General features: G+C 60.8%; 16 protein-coding genes. 6 read left to right on the top strand and 10 right to left on the bottom strand.

Translation table 11 applies throughout. The annotated features are described in order from the left end of the window. Window positions 1-10: 10 nt before the first annotated feature. From GTP27_RS05445 to tsaE, 3 genes are read right to left on the bottom strand one after another with little or no spacing between them, the layout of a single operon-like run. Complete coding sequence (locus GTP27_RS05445; protein ID WP_161038136.1) at window positions 11-856, bottom strand: D-hexose-6-phosphate mutarotase; 846 nt, start codon at window positions 854-856, stop codon at window positions 11-13. A 46-nt stretch (window positions 857-902) separates the two neighbouring features. Then, window positions 903-2,330 carry an N-acetylmuramoyl-L-alanine amidase gene (locus GTP27_RS05440; RefSeq protein ID WP_161038135.1) on the bottom strand — a complete coding sequence of 476 codons (1,428 nt, stop codon included), beginning with the start codon at window positions 2,328-2,330 and terminating at the stop codon, window positions 903-905. After that, a complete protein-coding gene (gene tsaE / locus GTP27_RS05435; protein WP_161038134.1) occupies window positions 2,294-2,779 on the bottom strand; it encodes a tRNA (adenosine(37)-N6)-threonylcarbamoyltransferase complex ATPase subunit type 1 TsaE in 486 nt (161 codons plus the stop codon). Before tsaE ends, GTP27_RS05440 begins: the two co-directional genes overlap by 37 nt. A 77-nt stretch (window positions 2,780-2,856) precedes the next feature. Here tsaE and queG point away from each other — a divergent pair, with 77 nt between their 5' ends. Beyond that, window positions 2,857-3,951 carry a tRNA epoxyqueuosine(34) reductase QueG gene (gene queG / locus GTP27_RS05430; RefSeq protein ID WP_161038133.1) on the top strand — a complete coding sequence of 365 codons (1,095 nt, stop codon included), beginning with the start codon at window positions 2,857-2,859 and terminating at the stop codon, window positions 3,949-3,951. Between the two features lie 40 nt (window positions 3,952-3,991). Continuing rightward, window positions 3,992-5,770, top strand: coding sequence for a DUF885 domain-containing protein (locus tag GTP27_RS05425; protein WP_161038132.1), 1,779 nt, complete (start codon window positions 3,992-3,994; stop codon window positions 5,768-5,770). A gap of 36 nt (window positions 5,771-5,806) precedes the next feature. Here the strand turns inward: GTP27_RS05425 and GTP27_RS05420 are convergent, their stop codons facing one another. Beyond that, window positions 5,807-6,394: a response regulator transcription factor gene (locus GTP27_RS05420; RefSeq protein ID WP_161038131.1), complete on the bottom strand. Its 588-nt coding sequence runs from the start codon at window positions 6,392-6,394 to the stop codon at window positions 5,807-5,809. Window positions 6,395-6,397: 3 nt separating this feature from the next. After that, window positions 6,398-8,425, bottom strand: a complete 2,028-nt coding sequence (locus GTP27_RS05415) for a sensor histidine kinase (RefSeq protein WP_161038130.1) — start codon at window positions 8,423-8,425, stop codon at window positions 6,398-6,400. Window positions 8,426-8,553: 128 nt separating this feature from the next. Between GTP27_RS05415 and GTP27_RS05410 the strand changes: the two genes are divergently transcribed. Then, entirely contained in the window at window positions 8,554-9,540 is a 987-nt protein-coding gene (locus GTP27_RS05410; protein WP_161038129.1) for a TRAP transporter substrate-binding protein, read from the top strand. Window positions 9,541-9,595: 55 nt separating this feature from the next. On the opposite strand, the gene GTP27_RS05405 is transcribed toward GTP27_RS05410, so the two are convergent. From GTP27_RS05405 to GTP27_RS05390, 4 genes are all read right to left on the bottom strand, one after another. Continuing rightward, complete coding sequence (locus GTP27_RS05405; RefSeq protein WP_161038128.1) at window positions 9,596-10,924, bottom strand: patatin-like phospholipase family protein; 1,329 nt, start codon at window positions 10,922-10,924, stop codon at window positions 9,596-9,598. 246 nt (window positions 10,925-11,170) lie between these two features. After that, window positions 11,171-11,815 carry a hypothetical protein gene (locus tag GTP27_RS05400; protein WP_161038127.1) on the bottom strand — a complete coding sequence of 215 codons (645 nt, stop codon included), beginning with the start codon at window positions 11,813-11,815 and terminating at the stop codon, window positions 11,171-11,173. A gap of 398 nt (window positions 11,816-12,213) precedes the next feature. Next, window positions 12,214-13,608 carry a TRAP transporter large permease gene (locus GTP27_RS05395; protein WP_286173187.1) on the bottom strand — a complete coding sequence of 465 codons (1,395 nt, stop codon included), beginning with the start codon at window positions 13,606-13,608 and terminating at the stop codon, window positions 12,214-12,216. After that, entirely contained in the window at window positions 13,605-14,252 is a 648-nt protein-coding gene (locus tag GTP27_RS05390; protein ID WP_161038126.1) for a TRAP transporter small permease, read from the bottom strand. Before GTP27_RS05390 ends, GTP27_RS05395 begins: the two co-directional genes overlap by 4 nt. A 597-nt stretch (window positions 14,253-14,849) precedes the next feature. On the opposite strand from GTP27_RS05390, the gene GTP27_RS05385 reads away from it, so the two are divergent. The 3 genes from GTP27_RS05385 (at window position 14,850) to GTP27_RS05375 (ending at window position 16,500) form a co-directional block, all read left to right on the top strand. Continuing rightward, complete coding sequence (locus GTP27_RS05385) at window positions 14,850-15,371, top strand: methylated-DNA--[protein]-cysteine S-methyltransferase (RefSeq protein ID WP_161038217.1); 522 nt, start codon at window positions 14,850-14,852, stop codon at window positions 15,369-15,371. Further along, window positions 15,347-16,252 carry a site-specific tyrosine recombinase XerD gene (xerD, locus tag GTP27_RS05380; protein ID WP_161038125.1) on the top strand — a complete coding sequence of 302 codons (906 nt, stop codon included), beginning with the start codon at window positions 15,347-15,349 and terminating at the stop codon, window positions 16,250-16,252. The genes GTP27_RS05385 and xerD overlap by 25 nt, the downstream gene beginning before the upstream one ends. A 68-nt stretch (window positions 16,253-16,320) precedes the next feature. After that, on the top strand, window positions 16,321-16,500 hold the full coding sequence (locus GTP27_RS05375; protein ID WP_161038124.1) for a hypothetical protein: 180 nt from the start codon (window positions 16,321-16,323) through the stop codon (window positions 16,498-16,500). Between the two features lie 75 nt (window positions 16,501-16,575). Here GTP27_RS05375 and GTP27_RS05370 read toward each other — a convergent pair whose 3' ends face one another. Next, on the bottom strand, window positions 16,576-19,710 hold the full coding sequence (locus tag GTP27_RS05370) for an efflux RND transporter permease subunit (RefSeq protein WP_161038123.1): 3,135 nt from the start codon (window positions 19,708-19,710) through the stop codon (window positions 16,576-16,578).

The following is a 19,710-nucleotide window of genomic DNA, read 5'->3' as shown; positions in this document are numbered from 1 at the left end:
GGATTAAGCGTTAGCCGCAGCAGCGGATCCGGTGCGAGCCGGTCCAGCTGGCGCCTGCTGCCAGCGGCTGCTGGTCGATGCGGGCCGGTTCGATGCAGATAAAGCGCAGATATTCTTCATCCGCCAGATCGGTCAGTGCTGCTGCATCGGCCTGACCGGGATTCCACACCACCCAGTTATCGAAGCCCTGCTGTTCCAGCTGCAGCGTGGCGCTGGCCGTGTTCAGCGTCAGCGCCGGCGTCGACTGGTATAGCCGGTCCTGTTTTTCCGTAAAGTGCAGGGCAGGCTGGTCCTGCGTGGCGGTCTGCAGATGATGGTCGGTGTAGCGCTGGCCCTGCAGGCCGGCGACGCTGGTGGCAGCGAGCTGGCCCACGTCGAAATAGGTGTGCAGCGCCACGCCGAAAGGGAACTCCCGCGTGCCGCAATTGTGCACGGTGAAGCGCACGGCCAGCGCATCGCCTTGCAGCGTATAGCGCAGCGTCAGTGCAAAGTCATGCGGCCATGCGGCGGCATGTTCGGCCGGCAGGTCCTGCTGGTTCAGCTCAAGTTCGATAAAGGCCTGGCCGTTTTCTTCACCGCTGGCGCCCACGCGCCAGTGGCTGACCCGGGCAAAGCCGTGGCGCAGGCCGGGGCCGCGCATATTAAACTGGGGGAAAATCACCGGCACGCCGCCGCGTATGGCCTTGCTGCCATCGAGCGGGGTCTGGCTGCTGACGAACAGCCGCTGTTGGCCATCGGCGGTTTTCCATGACAGCAGGTGGGCGCCGAACAGCGACAGCGTGATTTCGGCGCCATCAGCAGCGCAGATCTGCGCTGCAGGCAGTGCGCCATATTCCGTCATCGTTACTACAGCCATGTGGGTTCCGTAAAGTGGGTGAATGCGTGAGTAAGTAAGGCCGGGCTCAGGTCAGGCGGTTCTTGGCCAGCGGCGGGTTCTTGGCAAAATAGCGCCGTATGCCTTTGACGATGGCATCGGCCAGCTGGTTCTGGTAGCCGTCGTCGAGCAGTTTGGCTTCTTCTTCCGGATTGGAGATGAATGCCGTTTCGATCAGGATGGACGGAATGTCCGGCGCCTTCAGCACGGCAAAGCCGGCCTGCTCGACCGAGCCTTTGTGCAGGCGGTTGATGCCGCCGATTTCGCCCAGCACGGACTTGCCCAGTTTGAGCGAATCGTTGATCTGGGCCGTGGTGGACAGATCGATCAGCACACTGGCCAGCTGGCGGTCGTGGCTGCGCACGTTGACGCCGCCTATGGTGTCGGCCAGATTTTCCTTGTCCGCCAGCCAGCGCGCCGCCGTCGAGCTGGCGCCTTTTTCCGACAGCACGAACACCGAGGAGCCGCGCGCCGTGGGCTGCACGAAGGCATCGGCGTGGATGGAGACGAACAGGTCGGCCTGCACCTTGCGGGCTTTTTCCACCCGCGTGCCCAGCGGTACGAAGTAGTCGCCATCGCGCGTAAGCATGACCCGCATATTCGGGATGTCTTCGATTTTGTTCTTGAGACGCTTGGCAATCGCCAGCACGATATCTTTTTCGCGGCTGCCGTTCTTGCCCGATGCGCCGGGGTCTTCGCCGCCGTGGCCGGGATCGAGCACCACTGTCAGCATGCGTACCAGCTTGCCGTTATGGTCGTATTTTTCCGCCGGCTTGACGGGCGTTTCCGCCAGTTTGGCGTCATGTTCGGGCTTTGCCGTTTCGGCTGTGCTGGCCGTGCTGGCGGGCGTGGCCGGGGTCTCGACCGGCGCTGCCTTGCTGGCGGACGGCGCGCTCTGATCAGCCCTGGCGCTCTTGCCATCGTTGGACCAGTCGCCTTTTTCTATCATGGCGGCGATAGGATCGGCTTCCCTGACAGGGTAGAGGTCGAAAATCAGGCGGTGCTCGTAGCTGCCGGCCGGCGCCAGCGTGAACACCTGCGGCCTGACTTCTTCTTTCAGGTCGAATACCAGCCGCACCACGTTGGGCCGGTTCTGGCCCACCCTTACCTGCCTGATATACGGATCGTTGGACTGGATTTTGGCGACCAGACTTTTCAGCGTGGGATTGAGTTCCAGCCCTTCGATATCGACCACCAGCCGCTCCGGATCTTTGACCGTGAAGTGGGTGGCTTTGAGGACGGCATCGTTTTCCAGCGTGACGCGGGTGTAGTCCTCGGCCGGCCAGACGCGCACGGCCAGTATCTGCGCCGCCATGGCGCGGGTAGGTGCCAGCACGGACAGCAGCAGGGCGCCGCCCGCTTTGAGTACGGTGCGGCGGCTGCGCGCGGCGGGGCTGGCAGTACCAGCGTCAGCGGCGCTCACAGATTGGGCGCGAATTTCAGGCGTTGCAGACATGAGTGACCGGCGGGGGTGGATGCCCGCAATTCTACATCACGACCGTGGCCAGCCACGCTCAGGTTGACATCGAGATCGGCCGGCGGCAGCACGCCGTCGGCCTTTTCCGGCCATTCGACGATGCAGATATTGCTGCCGTTGAAGTCTTCGCGGAAGCCCGCGTCGAGGAACTCTTCCGGGCTGCCCATGCGGTACAGGTCATAGTGGATCACGCTGACGGGCTGGCCGCCCAGCGTGATGGCGTATGGCTCGGACAGGGTGTAGGTAGGGCTTTTCACGGTGCCCACGTGGCCGGCCGCGTGCAGCAGGGCGCGGGTGAGGGCGGTTTTGCCTGCGCCCAGATCACCATGCAGATAGATGACCAGACCGGGCGCCATGGCGTGCGCCAGCGCGGCCCCGAGGGCGGCCGTGCCGGCTTCGTCGTGGAGATGGGCTTGAAAGTGCGGCATCAATTAAAATGTCAGGTTGGTGGCTACGCCAGCCATTGTAACCGCCTGCGACCATTCTTACATCGTTACACCGCCCCATGCCGCATTCCCTGTCCCAAAATGAATTAGCCGAACTGGCCGCCAGCATCAAACGCTGGGGTGTGGAACTGGGTTTTGCCGAAGTACGCATCACCGATATCGACCTCAGTCACGCCGAAGCGGGCCTGCAGGCCTGGCTGGACGCCGGCTATCATGGCGAAATGGACTACATGGCGGCGCATGGCATGAAACGGGCCCGCCCCGCCGAGCTGGTGCCGGGCACGGTGCGTGTGGTGAGCGCCCGCATGGACTACCTGCCCAGCGACACCGCGCCCGACTGGCGCGAACGGGAAGCGCAGCGGCTGGCCGACCCGCAGGCGGCGGTGATTTCGGTGTATGCGCGGGGCCGCGACTACCACAAGGTGCTGCGCGCCCGTCTGCAGCAGCTGGCCGACAAGGTCAAGGCGCAGATCGGCGAATTCGGCTACCGCGTGTTCACCGATTCGGCCCCCGTGATGGAGCTGCCGCTGGCCGAAAAGGCCGGGCTGGGCTGGCGCGGCAAGCACACCTTGCTGCTTTCGCGCAGCGCCGGTTCCACTTTCTTCATGGGCGAATTTCTGGTCGATCTGCCGCTGCCGGTGGATGCGCCCACCGGCGCCCACTGCGGCCAGTGCACGTCCTGCATCACTGCCTGTCCCACCGCTGCCATCCTCGCGCCGGGCAAGCTCGATGCGCGCCGCTGCATTTCCTATCTGACCATCGAACTGAAAAGCGCGATTCCGCCTGAGCTGCGCCCGCTGATCGGCAATCATATCTATGGCTGCGACGACTGCCAGACCGCCTGCCCGTGGAACAAGTTCGCGCAGAAGGCCGTACTGCCGGATTTCGACGAGCGCCACGGCCTTGGCAGCGCCAGCCTGCTGCAGCTGTTTGCGTGGACGGAAGATGAATTCAACCGCAAGATGGAAGGCAGCCCGATACGCCGCATCGGCCATGAACGCTGGCTGCGCAATATCGCGGTTGCGCTGGGCAATGCTGCCAGCATGGGCGCGCATGGCGACAGCGCCATCGTGGCGGCCCTGACGGCGCGCTGCGCCGATGCTACGCCGCTGCTGCGCGAGCATCTGGAGTGGGCGCTGGCCTGCCACCGCTGAACTGCGCTACACTCGCGTGATCGACTTACCGAGGAAGATCATGCCTACTCCGCGCCACGCCATCGTGTTTCTTGCCACCGCCAGTGCTGTGCTGAGTTTTGCAGCCAGTCTGCCGGCGCAGGCACTCAGCTTTGACCAGTGGGCCGATAATCTGGCCACTACCCGCGTGCGCAACGATCCGGAGCAGGCCACGCTCAAGCAGTATTTCAGCGGCAAGGAGCAGGATGCGCTGGACCGCAAGCTGACGCCCAATTCCATCGTGCAGCGGGCGCGTGACGTGGCGGCAGCCAAGAAGGCGCTGGCCCAGCTGGACAAGATGGACCTGCACAAGCTCACGCCGCAGCAGCGCGCCAGCGCCGCTACCATCCGCTGGAACCTGCAGGGACAGGTGGAAAACTATGCCTATGCCGACTATAACTTCGTGTTCAACCAGTTTGGCGGTCTGCATGTACAGCTGGTGAATTTCCTCAGTCAGGCCCACCCTATCCGCAACCAGCGCGATGTGGAAAATTATCTGGTGCGGCTGCAGGCGGTAGCGGGCAAGATCGATACCGGCATACTGCAGGCGCGCGGACTGGGCGCGCGCGGCATCCTGATGCCGACCTTCCTGACCCAGTCTTCCATCGGCCAGCTGGACCGCTTCCTCGAAGGCGGAGCGGAAGCCAATGTGCTGGTGGTGTCGCTCAGGCAGCGCATGGCGGCCGTGAAGGAGCTGGGGCCGGAAGCCCAGCAGCAGTTTGCTGCCAGTGCCGAGAACATCGTGCGCCAGTCGGTGCTGCCGGCCTATCAGCGCGTCCGCACGCTGCTGCAGGAGCAGCTGCCGCATACCACCAGCGATGCGGGCCTGTGGCGTCTGCCCAATGGCGATAAGGCCTATGCCGTGCTGCTTAAACAGATGACCTCGACCAATTACACGCCCGAGCAGGTGCACCAGATCGGCCTGCGCGAAGTAGCTCGCATCGAGAAGGAAATGGATGGCCTGCTGGTATCGCTGGGCTATACGGAAGGCAGTACCAAGGAGCGTATGGCCAGGCTGGAAAAGGACCAGCAGCCGCAGGAAGCCGAGCCGCGTCCGGCGCTGCTGGCGCGCTATGAAGAAGTGCTGCGCGATGCGGAGAAACGCTCGCGCGAACTGTTCGACATCACGCCCAAAGCGCCGGTGGTGGTCAGGCGCGAGCCGCCGTTTACGGAAAAAACGGCAGCGGCCCACTACACGGGGCCGGCCAATGACGGCACCCGCCCCGGTATTTTCTGGGCGCCGATGCCGGGTCCTGTGTTCCGCATCGTCGGCCTGCGTACGCTGACCTACCATGAGGGTGTGCCGGGCCACCATTTCCAGGTGGCGCTGCAGCAGGAAAACAATCAGCTGCCACGCTATCGGCGCGACCGCGTATTCCCGGTCGGCTCGGCTTATGGCGAGGGCTGGGCGCTGTATGCCGAGCAGCTGGCGGTGGAAAACCACTGGTATGACGGCGATGTCGTGGGCCATCTGGGCCAGCTCGATGCGGAGCTGTTCCGCGCGCGCCGGCTAGTGGTTGATACCGGCCTGCACGCGATGAAATGGACGCGCCAGCAGGGCATCGATTACGGCATCACGCCGGCGGAGGTGGAGCGCTATGTGGCCATGCCGGGCCAGGCCTGCTCCTACAAGATCGGCATGATGCGCATCCTGGAGCTGCGTGCCCGTGCCCAGCAGGCGCTGGGCGAGCGTTTCTCGCTCAAGGCTTTCCACAACACCGTGCTGGAGACGGGCAATGTGCCGCTGGCCGTGCTGGAGCAGGTGGTGGACGAGTGGATCGCGGCGCAGAAGAAGGGCTGACACGGCGCCAGTAACAATAATAAGGCGGCCTGCGGGCTACTTCAGCAGGCCGGCCAGTTCGACCGCAGTTTTTACCTGCATCTTGTCGAAGATATGCGCGCGGTGCACTTCCACCGTGCGCATGCTGATGCCCAGTTCATCGGCCACCACCTTGTTCATTTTCCCCGCCAGTATCAGGTCCAGCACTTCGCGTTCGCGTGCCGACAGCGTGGCGAGGCGGGCGTGCACCTGCGCCATTTCGCCGGCCTTGCGCGAACCGGCCAGACCTTCCTGCACGCGGTCCATCAGCTGGTTGTCGTTAAACGGTTTTTCGAAGAAGTCGAACGCGCCGCGCTTGAGCGCGTCAACCGCCATAGGCACATCGCCATGGCCGGTAAGGAAAATCACCGGCATGCGCTGGGTCAGGCCACGGGTCGATAACTGGTCGAAAGCGGCAATGCCGTTCATGTCGGGCATACGCACATCGAGCAGCACGCAATCGCCGTCCGGATCGAACTGGCCGCTATCGGCATGGCGCAGCAGCTGCAGTGCCGAAGCATAGCTGCGCGAACTGATGCCGCGCGAGGTGGCCAGCCAGGTCAGTGCGTCACGCACCACTTCTTCATCATCAACGATATGCAGCATGCTTTATGTCTCCGTTTTCGTGCTGTCCGTGGTTGCCGGCAGTACGAAGGTAAATATGGTGCCCCCTTGCGGGTTAGCGCTATGGGTCAGTGTCCCGCCATGGAATTCTATCGCGGTTCGGCAGATATTGAGGCCCATGCCCATGCCTTCGGCCTTGGTCGAGAAGAACGGCGAGAACAGGCGCTGCGCTACATCCTCCGGTATGCCGTGGCCCTGGTCGATCACTTCGACGCTGACCTGTGCCGTTGCGGGCAGATAGGTGGCCTGGATTTTCAGCACGCGGCGCTGGGGCGGTATGTGCTGCATGGCTTCGATGCCGTTGCGGCTCAGGTTGAGCAGCACCTGTTCTATCATCACGCGGTCCGCCAGCACGGGCGGCAGATCGTCGGGGATGCTGGTTTTATACGACACGAAGGCCTGACGCGCCTGCAGTTCGATCAGCGTGCGTATGCCTTCCAGCAGCGGCGCAATGGCGATCTGCTGGCGCTGCGGTTCGCTCTTCTTGACGAATTTATGCACGCTGCGGATGATCTGGCCGGCCCGCTGCGCCTGCGTGCTGGCCTGCTCCAGTGCAGGAATCAGCGCGCTGGCTTCGACCGTGGCGTGCTGGCCGGCGGCCCGCTTGAGGATATTCAGGGCTCCGGTGGTATAGCTGGAAATGGCGGCCAGCGGCTGGTTCAGTTCATGCGCCAGCATGGAAGCCATTTCGCCCATGGTGGCAAGGCGCGCGCTGGACTGCAGCTTTTCCTGCTGCTGGCGATTCAGTTCTTCCACCCGCTTGCGGTCGGAGATGTCGAGGATGGAGCCCATCCAGCCGGTCTGCTTGCCGTTGTTATCCACCAGCGGCGCTTCGAAGATCAGTACCGGCACGCGCTCGCCATCGGGGCGCTGGAAATAGGTTTCGAACTGCGGCGTGACTTTACCGGCCAGCACCGAGGCGAAGCGGGTCTGGTATTCGGCCATGGCTTCGGGCGCCCAGTAGGGCATGGGCGGCAGCTTGCCGACAATTTCTTCGGCCGGATAGCCGACGATCTGGCAGAAAGCCGGATTGACGTAGGTGATGCGGCCTTCCAGATCGCGTGCGCGCAGGCCGGTCACCAGCGAATTCTCCATCGCCGTGCGGAACGACATCTGCTGGCGCAGCGCGCCTTCGGCGGCCAGACGGCGCGAGATGTGGCCCCACAGAGCCAGCAGGCTCCATAGCAGGCCGAGCGACAGCACGATGACGGAACCGACCAGCAGATTGGGCAGCAGCTTGGGTTCGCTCTTCACGCTGTCCGTCACCAGCGTGATGTTGGCGCCGGGCAGATCGAGTGCGCGCTTGTGGGTGTACACGCCGTGACCGGGGCCGGCCGCAGCGCGGCGCGCCAGCAGGCGGTCGTCGCGGTCGATCAGCGATACCTGATTATCCTGCGCAAACCACCATGGCACCATTTCTTCCAGCAGCACGCTGGTCTGGTAAGTGGCCACCAGATCGCCCAGATATTCGTCGCCGCGGAACAGCGGTACGTGGTAGTCCATCAGCACGGCGGCCGGCGCCGCATTCGGGTTGCCGCTCTGGACTTCGGGCTGGGTGTACATCGGTTTGCGGGTCTTGCGCACCAGTTCCATGGTGGATGCCGAGGCCTGGGTCAGCCGCACCGGCAGGGGGATGGCGTCGCTGCTGGCGTGCAGGCTGCCATCGGGCCGCAGCCACACCACGCGGAGGAATTCATGGCCGTTTTTCAGCAGGCGTGTCAGGCGTGCCTTGAGCTGTTCGTCGCTCAGGTGCACCGCGCCGATTTCGTTGGCCAGCGCGCGCAGCGACTCTTCATCGCGGCCCAGCTGAAAGCGTATGGTCTGCTCTACCCACAGCGTGTCGGCGATCAGCTGTTCCTGCCGCTCCGTGCTTTCCATCTGGCGTGCCTGCCATGGCAGCCAGATTAATATTGCCAGAAAAAACAGTACCAGCACAATGGGCAGCAGCCAGCGCAGCGCGCTGCTGGACAGGCCGCGCCGGCCGGTGGAGGAGGTGGTGGTGGAGTCGGTCATGGGCGTTCAGGGTATCGCCTTGCACGCTGCTCGCCATTGTGGTTTTCCACAGTTGCAGGGCTTGTCTAGGATGGTGAGAATCGTTCACACTAGAACAATACCGTATTTTCCTTCCTTCTGGAGACTCCATGAAACTCAACGCCATGCTTCTGGCTCTGGGCGCCGCCCTGAGCATCAATGCCTATGCCCAGGCACCTATCGTGATCAAATTCAGCCACGTGGTGGCAACGGATACGCCGAAAGGACAGGCTGCAGAGCGCTTCAAGCAGCTGGCAGAAAAAGCCACCAACGGCCGCGTCAAGGTCGAGGTATATCCGAACAGCCAGCTGTATAAAGACAAGGAAGAACTGGAAGCGCTGCAGCTGGGCGCCGTGCAGATGCTGGCGCCATCGCTGGCCAAATTCGGCCCGCTGGGCGTGAAGGAATTCGAAGCGTTTGACCTGCCTTACATTTTCCCGTCGAAGACGGCACTGTATAACGTGACGGAAGGCGAAATCGGCAAGAGCCTGCTGAAAAAGCTGGAGCCTAAAGGTATTACCGGCCTGGCCTTCTGGGATAACGGCTTCAAGGTAATGTCGGCGAACAAGCCGCTGCACGCAGTGAGCGACTTCAAAGGCCTGAAAATGCGTATCCAGTCGTCCAAAGTGCTGGACGCGCAGATGCGTGCGCTGGGCGCCAATCCGCAGGTGCTGGCCTTCTCCGAAGTGTATCAGGCACTGCAGACCGGCGTGGTGGACGGTACCGAGAATCCGCCATCGAATATGTACACCCAGAAGATGCATGAAGTGCAGAAGCATGTGACGGTATCCAATCACGGCTATCTGGGCTATGCGGTCATCGTCAACAAGAAGTTCTGGGACGGTTTGCCGGCCGATATCCGTGCCGCGCTGGACAAAGCCATGAAGGATGCCACCACGTTCGAGAAAGCCATCGCCCAGCGCGACAACGACATGGCGCTCGATGCTATCAAGAAGGCCGGCAAGACGGAAATCTATACGCCGAGCGTAAAAGAGCAGGCTGAATGGCGTAAAGCCCTGCTGCCGGTGCAGAAGGATATGGAAGGCCGTATTGGTAAAGACCTGATCTCTGCAATCAACAAGGAAGCTGCCAAGTAAGCGGCCAGCCTGATCCGGCAGTCACCCGCGCTCGCGGGTGCTGCCCGGGCCTGATTCAGCTCCCTGTAGCCGATTTGGCCGGCATCCCATGGCGTGCTTGATACCACCAGTCCCAGAAGCCTGACTTCTCGCCCGCGGTCGCATATTTTCTCGCATTGAGCTGCTTCCAGCTCTGCTCAGCGGAGCAGGGGGCAGGCTGGCCCGCTACGGGGCGCTGCACAATCTCGTAAAAGTTAAAATCGCGCGCAGATCGATCAGTAAGCTCGGTGTAGCGGGCGATTGCTGCCTTGATCTGCAAGGTGCCGACCCCGGCATCGATGTAATGCATGCCGTATGACTGTGCCAGCTGTAGATCTGCATAGCGGCGGGCATAGGCCGGTTCTCCGCATAGAAATTCCTTGATGCGGGATACCCATGTCGGGCCATGGGCGGCCAGATGCCGGTCCGAGCTGAAACCGAGAATTAATTTGTTGACGGGATGTAGATAAAGGTGTGGCAAGTTGTTCTGCAAGCCCCCATCGCGCAGCAAAACTGCATGCTCCGGCTGGTCCGCGCCATATACCGCGCCTTGCAGCAGCATATGGTTGGGAATGGCCACGGGCGGCAGCGCCAGCGGTAAGGCCGCGCTGGCGATACCTGCCTGCCATAAAGGCAGATCAGGCGTGGTTGCTGCGGAGAGCAAGACTTCGCCGCCAAGATTGCGCGCTTGGTCGAACAGGCTGGCATTGACGAAAAGCTCCTTCAAGGAATAATTTCCCTGATTTTGCAAGGCTATCCGTAGCGCATCGAGTTGTCCGAAACTGATATCGCGCAGCATGTCGTCGCTCACTTGCGTTTCGGCCAGATGCAATACCTGTGCAAATATGGCGCGATAGGGCGACAAGCACTGGCACAGTGCTGCGCGCAAGCTCTGCTTCAGAAGCTCCTGATCCAGCCGGCTTGGCTGGGAGCGGAATATTTTGGCGATACCGTCACTGTCGGCGCCCGCCGCCACCAGCATGGCAGTCAAGGCGCCTACCGAGGCGCCCGATACCTGCCGCACAGCGCCCAGCCGCTTGCCCAGCTGGCGTATCACGCCGCTATAAGCGATCCCCTTGGCGCCGCCGCCACTAAAACAAATCGACTGATAGCTTGGTAAATTCTGTTGCTGATAGCTGGCGTAGTGCCGGCGTAGCGTGCTTTCTATCTGCGCAGACTGATCGAGCCATTTGCCGGTCCAGCGTGCCCAGGTGCTGCGGCAGCGCACCTGCAGATGACTGGTCGCGCAGGCAGTTACCGAATAGCTCCGGCCGTCTATGCGAAATTGAAAATCACGCCCGCCGGCCTGCTGTAGCGCCTGATCATATTCATAGAGAATAGTATGTTCTTTCTGACTGATATGCATGATCTCACTTACTTAAATCAGGTCTTATCCCAACTGCATCGCTGCGCTGCAGGCCGGGATACTGGATAACATCAGTCTGTGATGGTTCTTTTCTGATTTCCGCCGGGGCGCGCAGCGGGCCGTGCGCCGCACCCCGTGTGGACTAAACGCCACAAGGGGTTTTTGTCTTGGGCCGCTGCACTTACGCACGGCCAGGCAAACCGGCTTTAGTCGAAAATAGCCGTTGACGCGCTCGACTTTGCCCGACTAGGACCACGATTCATTCGGATCGAACGGAGTCAAGTTATTGCCGCCAGAGCGAACAGGCTCCATGCCGAACGGATTCATACAATATTCTGCCGGTGCTGCATGTATCGAGAACATTGTTGCAGTTTCACTAATATCGGCAAACGGATCGTTGCTAGCTACGTCGCCTAGCGTCAGGGCCAATGTGGAAGTCAGTTTTTTTTCGTTGCAATAATTTTCCCACACCGCATAGGCTGGACTAGTCAATCCATCTCTTTCATAGGCCTTACTTAGGGCATCCCGCGGCACAGCCACCCCCGTTTCCTTGCATTTAGCTAGCGAAATATCTATAGCGGTCGCATACCATTTTTTTTCTTTGGGATTTTGCGCTGACGATTCAAGCGCGACGAAAGTATTGAGTCGCGCGATTGCACGGATTCGTTTTTCAGCCGTGTTGCTAAACAACGCAATCCGGACGCGTTCAAAAAGGTTGGTCACCAGTTTGTAAGGGCTGCTTTTGCTGGAAGCGCGTGCAATGGTGGGCTGCGTCGGATGGACGGTTTTCGACTCCAGCGCCTTAATTCTGTTTTCGATATTTTTGCGCGAGCATTCCTGCAGTGGGTTGGTGTTAAGGTAGTTTCGGATAGATGATGTTTTAATCGGCATGGCAATATTTCTGCTTAAAGTTATTTTTAAGGCTAGGCATGCAGCGTGCAGACCCTCTTCTCTCTAGGTAACCGCCACAGAGAAAAAGTTGTCTCAACGCCTATATTGGGAAATATTTGCCCCAGCAAGCGCACCAGATAAGCCCAGGGGCCCGGTTGAGCGCGCCGATCTGCAAGATGTACGTTTTCTTGCTCGGATTGTGGCCCAGCGTGCCGTAGCGATGTTCAATCGTCGGCACTCGCGCATCCAGCTTGACTGGCGGTGCGATTCATCGATGGAGGGGGAGAGGCTGCAGATCGTCCAGCGCTTTCCATGCCGGACGGAAGTGGCTGATAGGTTCATGCAGGAAGCCCCGAACAACGTTATCAGTGACGTTGTTCGGGGGGAGGCGGGCCTGCTTACATCAGGCCCATGGCTTTCGGCAGCCACAGGGACAGTCCCGGCCAGTAAGTGACGATGACGAGGAACACCAGCATGGTGAGCAGCCACGGCATGACGGCCACCGTCAGCTCCGAAATACTCATCTTGGAGATGCCGCTGGCCACGTACAGATTCAGGCCCACCGGCGGGTGGCACAGGCCTACTTCCATATTGGCATCGATCATGATGCCGAAGTGCACCGCATCGATGCCCAGACGGATGGCTGCAGGGTGCAGGATAGGCGCCATCACCAGTATGATGGATGAGGGTTCCATCACGTTACCGGCCAGCAGCAGCAGTATGTTGGTGAAGAACAGGAAGCCGGCCTGACCCAGATCCTTGGCCAGGATCCAGTCCGCCATTGCCTGCGGAATGTTTTCGTGCGCCATCAGGAAGGAGAACAGCACGGCGTTGGTGATGATGTACAGCAGCATGGCGCTCAGGCTGGCCGATTTTTTCAGCACTTCCGGCGTCTTCTTCAGCGGCATGTCCTTGTAGACGAACACGGAAATGAGGAAGGCATACACGGCGCTCATGGCGGCTGCTTCGGTCGGGGTGAAGATGCCCTTGGTGATACCGCCGATGATGATTACCACCAGCATCAGTCCCCACACGCTTTCCTTGAAAGCTTTCAGGCGCTCGCCCCAGCTAGCCTTGCGCATGCGCGGATAGCCGTTTTTCTTGGCCAGTACCCAGGTGGTGGTGCACAGCATGACCGTCAGCAGGATGCCGGGGAACAGGCCAGCCAGGAACAGCGCGCCTATCGAGGTGTTGGTGGAAATCGCGTAGATCACTTTGGGGATCGACGGCAGCATCAGAATGCCGAGCGAACCGGCCGTGATGATGACGCCGGCGCCGAAGCGTTTCGGATAGCCCTGCTTGACCATGGCAGGCAGGATGATGGAGCCGATCGCCACCACGGTTGCAACGGAAGAGCCGCACACCAGCGCAAACATGGCACAGGCGATAATCCCGGCCAGCGCCAGCCCGCCGTGCCAGTGGCCGATCAGGCTGGTGGCAAACTTGATCATGCGTTTGGCCACGCCGCCGTGGGTAAGGAAGTTACCGGCCAGAATAAACAGCGGGATCGCCATGATTTCGAACTTCTCGATGCCGCTGAACAGCTTCAGCGCCACCGCTTCGACCGGTACGTGGGTCAGCAGATACATAAACATCAGCACGGTCAGACCGAGCGCGATGGAGACGGGGATGCCGGTCAGCATCAGCGCCAGTAGCAGGGCGAACACGATGCCGACCTTGCCGCCAATGAAGCATAGCGCCAGCAAAATCGCGCCTATGCCCAGCAGCCAGGCGCCGGCGCGCTGCTTGCTCATCTGGGCGACAGCGGTGAGGGCATTATTAGCGTGGCTCATTTGGCACCTCCCTGGGCGGGCTGGGCAACGGCGAACATGTCGTCGTCTTCATCGTCATCCAGACCATCGACCTGCGATTCGTCCTGATGCGGCATTTCACCGGTGCGCCAGAAGGCGATGGTGACCTGGATAAAGCGCAGACACATCAGATAGGAACCCATGGGCACGACCGAATACACAAACCAGGTCGGCCATTCCAGATCGGGCGTGGTGGGACCTTCGGTGAGTGCGCTGACATCCAGACCGAGCTTGTTGAAGATGGCATAGTGCATGCCGTTTTCCCACACAAAGGTCAGGCCCAGTGTGCCGATAATGCCGGTAAACAGCATGCCGCAGGCCAGTGCCACATAGGTGGCGCGATTGCGCCATTCCGACGGCAGGCGGCTGACCAGTACGTCCACGCCCACGTGGACGCCCATGCGCACGCCATAGGCGGCGCCGAATTTGGCCATCCACACGAACATGATGATGGCCAGTTCCTGCGCCCATTCGAAGTGCAGACTTAATAGATAGTCCTGTACGCCCGGAATCGGCAGGCCGGTGCCATAGCGGTGTGCAACGGAAAGGAAGATAATGAATGTCGCCCCACCCATGAGGAAGGTGATCATCCACTCCTCGAAGTGATCGAGTAGTTTGTTTAGCATGATGTGTCTCGAGTTTTATATTGGTACCGGGAAATCCGGCTGTGGGCTAAAAATATAAGGATGCGCCATGGCTGGCAATGAGGGGAATTACTAGGTGGGAACAGCAAAAAGATGCCTACCACAACTTTCGCCATCTGCGTAAAAATTGGTTCAGATTTGAAATAATCCCCTCCGGGCGCGGATAAAATAGTTGGTCAAAAACGAAAGCCTTACGTTATGATGGCGTCGCTCTCAGGGAATAACGCATAAACATATTTGTCCCTGTAGCAAGAGCCCAGAATTGTAGGTGGGGAGTGTGTAGAGAAACGGCAATCAATGCCGGCGATTGAACGAGGAGACACACGTTTTACAGAATGTCGTTGTGATAGAGGCTGCAAGCCGCCATAAGCGCGCTACGGCATCACGCAAACGACCGGGAACGTGAAGCAGTATTTGAAAACGCACCTGAGGGTGCGTTTTTTTTTGCGCCGCGAATCGGTGCTGGCGCTTAGAATGCTGTCAGCAAGACAGTTGTACGATTATTTCAATATGATGAAATCGCAACATGTTGGTGCATTTTTACAACGTTGCCCATCCTTTTTTGGTGCATGTGGTGTGATGAAAATACAACAGGAAGTCGCATTGTTTCAGGCCATAGTAGACTTGCCGCTAGGCAAAATCGGGGTGCGGACGGAGGCCGGGCAGATTGCCGAGCTGTGCTACCTGCCGCCCCATTTTGATGCAAAAGCGCCACAGGACGCCATCGCCGAAATTGCGGCACATCAATTACGGCGCTATTGCGAGGACGCTGATTATGTCTTCGACCTGCCGCTGCGCGCAGTGGGCACGCCATTCCAGCAGCGCGTGTGGGACACCATCCGTTCCATTCCGCGCGGCAGCGTGCGTACATACGGCGAGCTGGCCAGCCACCTGGGTTCGGTGCCCCGTGCCGTGGGCCAGGCTTGCGGCGCCAACTGGTTTCCCGTGGTGATACCCTGCCACCGCGTGACGGCGGCTACCGGACTGGGCGGCTTTTCCCGCAGTGATGATCCGAACGGCTATCTGCTGGCGATCAAACGCTGGCTGCTGGCCCATGAAGGTTCGAGCGAATACGCATGGCAACAGACAACGCTGCTCTGATCGACGAGTTCTGCGACAGCCTGTGGCTGGAGGACGGGCTGTCGAAAAACACGCTGGAAGCCTACCGGCGCGACCTGCGCCTGTTTGCTCACTGGCTGGACAGCCAGCGGCCGCAGGTGGCGGGGCTGGCCGGCGTGGCCGCCCACGACATACAGGCCTATATCGCGGCGCGCCATGAGGACAGCAAGAAAGCGAGTTCTTCTAATCGGCGCCGCTCGGTGCTGCGCCGTTTCTATCAGTGGCTGCTGCGCCAGCACCGCATCAGCGCTGATCCCACCCTGAAACTGGTCTCTGCCAAGCAGCCGCAGCGCTTCGTGCATACGTTGAGCGAAGCTCAGGTGGAAGCACTGCTGGCGGCGCCCGATGTGGCCATGCCGCTGGGGTTGCGCGAACGTACCATGCTGGAACTGATGTATGCGTCCGGCCTGCGCGTGTCCGAGCTGGTCAGCCTGAAGCTGCTCGATCTGGGCCTCAATGATGGCGTGTTGCGGGTAACGGGCAAGGGCGCCAAAACCCGGCTGGTACCCTTCGGTGCGCAGGCACGCCTGTGGCTGGAGCGCTATCTGCGCGACGCGCGCGGCCAGATCCTCAACGGTCAGCAGGATGACGCCCTGTTCGTCACGGCACGGGGCGGCGCCATGACGCGCCAGATGTTCTGGATACTGGTCAAGAAACATGCGCTGCAAGCCGGTATTAGCGTGCCGCTGTCGCCGCACACCTTGCGCCATGCATTCGCTACCCACCTGCTCAACCATGGCGCCGACCTGCGCGTGGTGCAATTGCTGCTCGGTCATGCCGACATTTCCACCACCCAGATCTACACCCATGTAGCGCGCGAACGTCTCAAACAATTGCATGCACATCATCATCCGCGTGGATGAATCAGCAGGCCAGACGCTAACTGGTTCATAATGGGGTGAATAACGAACCGGATAGAGAGAGGCGGCACATGGCAAAAACCAACTTCGCATATGAAAAGCGCCAGCGCGAGCTGGAAAAAAAGAAAAAGGCGGAGGAGAAAGCCAGACGCAAAGCCGAGGCTAAAGCTCAGCCCGGACTAGCAGAACAGGAGCTGGCCGAGACGGACAGCGCCGATGACGGGGAGCAGCAAGCTGCGGCTGGCGAGTAGCGGGAATATGGCAAAACCGGGCCAGGCCCGGTTTTGCCGTTTACTTCTCGCATGTACCTGCTGCCTTAGGGCGGCTCAGGCTACTTCCGCGATATCTGCCGGTTTGACCGGATGCAGATGTTCTTCCTCTTCGTCATGGGCACGGCCACGGAAGTAGCGGGCGCAGCGTTTGCCCAGCGTGTCGAGGTAGGTGTAGGCCACCGGCACCACCACCAGCGTCAGCAGGGTCGAGGTGATCACCCCGCCGATCACGGCGCGGCCCATGGGCGCCTGCGTTTCGCCGCCATCGCCCATGCCTATCGCCATCGGCAGCATGCCGAAGATCATGGCCAGCGTGGTCATCAGGATGGGCCGCAGCCGCACCTGACCGGCACTCATCAGCGCTTCGATCTGGCCCATGCCGTCACGCTGGGCATGGTTGCTGAAGTCCACCAGCAGAATCGCGTTCTTGGTCACCAGTCCCATCAGCATGATGAAGCCGATCACGGAGAAGATGTTGAGCGTACTGCCCGTGACCAGCAGGGCCACCAGCACGCCGATTAGCGACAGCGGCAGCGACATCATGATGGCCACCGGCTGCAGGAAGCTGCCGAACTGCGAGGCCAGCACCAGATAGATGAAGATCACGGCGATGCTGAGCGCGATCATGGCCGAGGACATGCTCTCCGCCATATCCTGCGCATTGCCGCCCACGTCGAAGCGCACGCCGGCCGGCAGCTCGATTTCCTTCATGGCCTTGCGCACATCGCTGTCGACGTCGCCGGCCGGACGGCCTTCGACGGAGGCGTACACGGCCACACGGCGTTGCAGGGCCTGACGCTTGAGCACCTGCGGGCTGAACGAGGGCACGAATTCCACCACCTGACGCAGCGGCACCATCAGCGGCCGGCCATCGGGGCCCAGCCTGGACGAGGCCAGCGACAGGTCGGCCAGATCGGCGATCTTCTGCCGGCCCGACTTGGGCAGCTGCACATTGACGTCGTAGTTCTGGCCGTCGTCGGCGAGGAAGTGGCTGGTGGTATCGCCGGCCACGAAAGGCCGCAAGGCTGTGCCTATCTGCTGCACTGATAAGCCCAGATCGCTGGCCAGCTCATTGTTGATGCGCACGGTGGTGGACGGATTGGCGCCTTCCTGGCTGTATTCGAGGTCGGCCACGCCTTTAATCTTGCGCATCTTGTCCATCAGGCGGTGGGCGACGGCATCGAGCTTGCCTTCATCGGTACCGAGAATGGCGATGAAGATAGGCTTCCAGCCCACCGACATGGTGATGCCGGCAATCTTGTTCAGACGGGCACGCACCACGCCTTCCAGTTCCTTCTGGCTGCGCCGTTTGAAGGTTTTGCGGTCCTGCAGCTTGACGTCCACCTGCGCCGTGTTGCGGCCATCCTGCGTGCCCACCACGGCAATGACTTTGGCCACTTCGGGGAATTCTTTCAGCGCCAGTTCCACCTGCTTGACCTTGCTGTCGGTGTATTCGATGCTGGAACCGACCGGGGTTTTCAGGCGCAGATTGATCCAGCCATTGTCCTGCTCGGGGAACATTTCGCCGCCTATCATGGGCACCAGCATCAGGCTGCCGGCGAACAGGGCGAAGGCGATGGTCAGCGTCAGCTTGCGCCAGCGCAGTGCCAGCGCCAGCACCTTGCCGTACCAGACGTGCAGATGCTCGATCACGTGTTCGATGCGGTGCATGCAGTGGCCCAGCCAAGGCACATAGCGGAAACGGTTCTTGACCGGGTCCGGCCACACCGAGGACAGCATGGGATCGAGCGTGAAGCTGACGAACAGCGACACCAGCACGGCCACGGCCACCGTGATGCCGAACTGCAGGAAGAAGCGGCCGATAATGCCCTGCATGAAGGCCACGGGTATGAACACGGCCACGATGGCGAAGGTAGTGGCCATCACGGCCAGCCCGATCTCGTTGGTGCCGTCTTCGGCCGCCTTGCGGTGGTTCTTGCCCATGCCGAGGTGGCGCACGATGTTTTCGCGCACCACGATGGCGTCGTCGATCAGCAGGCCTATGCACAGCGACAGCGCCATCAGAGTGAGGAAGTTAAGCGTGAAGCCGAAGAATTTCATGGCAATAAAACTGGCCATGACGGAAATCGGCAGGGTCAGCCCCGTAATGATGGTCGAGCGCCACGAGTGCAGGAAGAAGAACACGATCACCATGGTCAGCACGGCGCCTTCGATGATGGTTTCCTTGACGTTATCGAGCTGGCTCTGCACCTTGAGCGATTCGTCGTTGAGCACCGTCAGGGTAATGTCGGCCGGCAGGGTTTCTTTGAGTTCGTCGGCCACCTTCTGGATGCGCCGGCCCACTTCCACCACATTGGCATCCTGCACCTTGGTGATATCGATGGTGACGGCGCGCTGGCCGTTCAGGCGCGAGATCGACAGTTCTTCCTGCGCGCCATCGACCACCGTGGCCACCTGATCCAGATAGACGGGGCCGTTGGCGCGGCGCGCCACGATGATGCGGTTGAAGTCGCGCGCATCTTTCATCTTGCCTTCGATGCGCACCAGCTGTTCGTTGCCGGCAAAGCTGATCGAACCGGCCGGCAGGTTGGTGTTGGTGGCCTGGATGGCGTTGATCACTTCATCGACGCCGATGGCTTGCGCGGTCAGATCCTGCGGGCGCAGGCTGATCAGGATTTCGCGCGCCGACATGCCGTTCAGGCGTACCTGTCCCACCCCGGCCACGCCCTGGAAGCGCTTGCCGATCAGCTGGTCGGCCATGGTGGACAGCTCGCGCAGGGTATGGCCGGTGGCGGTCAGGCCGATCTGGGCGATAGGGCGGCTGTTCTCGCCTTCGAAGCGCACGATGAACGGGTCTTTGGCTTCGCGCGGGAAGCGCGGCCGCACCTGCGCTACCTTGTCGCGCAGGTCCTGCATGGCCTTGTCCATATTGGTGGACAGTTCGAAATCGATGTAGACGCCGGAGCGGCCTTCCCACGAGTTGGCGCGCAGGGTCTTGATGCCGCTGACGGTGTTGACCACGTTCTCGATAGGGCGGGTGATGTCGTTCTCCACCGCCTCGGGCGAAGCGCCGGGATACTTCACTTCGATCATGGCGCCGGGGATGTCCACATTGGGCATGGCTTCCAGACCCAGACCGCGGTAGGAGAACAGGCCCAGCACCATCAGCGCCACCATCACCATGGTGGCGAACACGGGGTTCTGGATACTGGTTTTAGTAATCCACAT

Source organism: Duganella qianjiadongensis (genome assembly GCF_009857915.1).
Classification (GTDB): domain Bacteria; phylum Pseudomonadota; class Gammaproteobacteria; order Burkholderiales; family Burkholderiaceae_D; genus Rugamonas; species Rugamonas qianjiadongensis.
This window is presented reverse-complemented; position numbering and strand designations above follow the sequence as displayed.

Excerpts from the sequence above, each read along its gene's own strand:
- GTP27_RS05445 (WP_161038136.1), bottom strand. The coding sequence starts at position 856 with ATGGCTGTAGTAACGATGACGGAATATGGCGCACTGCCTGCAGCGCAG.
- GTP27_RS05440 (WP_161038135.1), bottom strand. The coding sequence starts at position 2,330 with ATGTCTGCAACGCCTGAAATTCGCGCCCAATCTGTGAGCGCCGCTGAC.
- tsaE (WP_161038134.1), bottom strand. The coding sequence starts at position 2,779 with ATGCCGCACTTTCAAGCCCATCTCCACGACGAAGCCGGCACGGCCGCC.
- queG (WP_161038133.1), top strand. The coding sequence starts at position 2,857 with ATGCCGCATTCCCTGTCCCAAAATGAATTAGCCGAACTGGCCGCCAGC.
- GTP27_RS05425 (WP_161038132.1), top strand. The coding sequence starts at position 3,992 with ATGCCTACTCCGCGCCACGCCATCGTGTTTCTTGCCACCGCCAGTGCT.
- GTP27_RS05420 (WP_161038131.1), bottom strand. The coding sequence starts at position 6,394 with ATGCTGCATATCGTTGATGATGAAGAAGTGGTGCGTGACGCACTGACC.
- GTP27_RS05415 (WP_161038130.1), bottom strand. The coding sequence starts at position 8,425 with ATGACCGACTCCACCACCACCTCCTCCACCGGCCGGCGCGGCCTGTCC.
- GTP27_RS05410 (WP_161038129.1), top strand. The coding sequence starts at position 8,554 with ATGAAACTCAACGCCATGCTTCTGGCTCTGGGCGCCGCCCTGAGCATC.
- GTP27_RS05405 (WP_161038128.1), bottom strand. The coding sequence starts at position 10,924 with ATGCATATCAGTCAGAAAGAACATACTATTCTCTATGAATATGATCAG.
- GTP27_RS05400 (WP_161038127.1), bottom strand. The coding sequence starts at position 11,815 with ATGCCGATTAAAACATCATCTATCCGAAACTACCTTAACACCAACCCA.
- GTP27_RS05395 (WP_286173187.1), bottom strand. The coding sequence starts at position 13,608 with ATGAGCCACGCTAATAATGCCCTCACCGCTGTCGCCCAGATGAGCAAG.
- GTP27_RS05390 (WP_161038126.1), bottom strand. The coding sequence starts at position 14,252 with ATGCTAAACAAACTACTCGATCACTTCGAGGAGTGGATGATCACCTTC.
- GTP27_RS05385 (WP_161038217.1), top strand. The coding sequence starts at position 14,850 with ATGAAAATACAACAGGAAGTCGCATTGTTTCAGGCCATAGTAGACTTG.
- xerD (WP_161038125.1), top strand. The coding sequence starts at position 15,347 with ATGGCAACAGACAACGCTGCTCTGATCGACGAGTTCTGCGACAGCCTG.
- GTP27_RS05375 (WP_161038124.1), top strand. The coding sequence starts at position 16,321 with ATGGCAAAAACCAACTTCGCATATGAAAAGCGCCAGCGCGAGCTGGAA.
- GTP27_RS05370 (WP_161038123.1), bottom strand. The coding sequence starts at position 19,710 with ATGTGGATTACTAAAACCAGTATCCAGAACCCCGTGTTCGCCACCATG.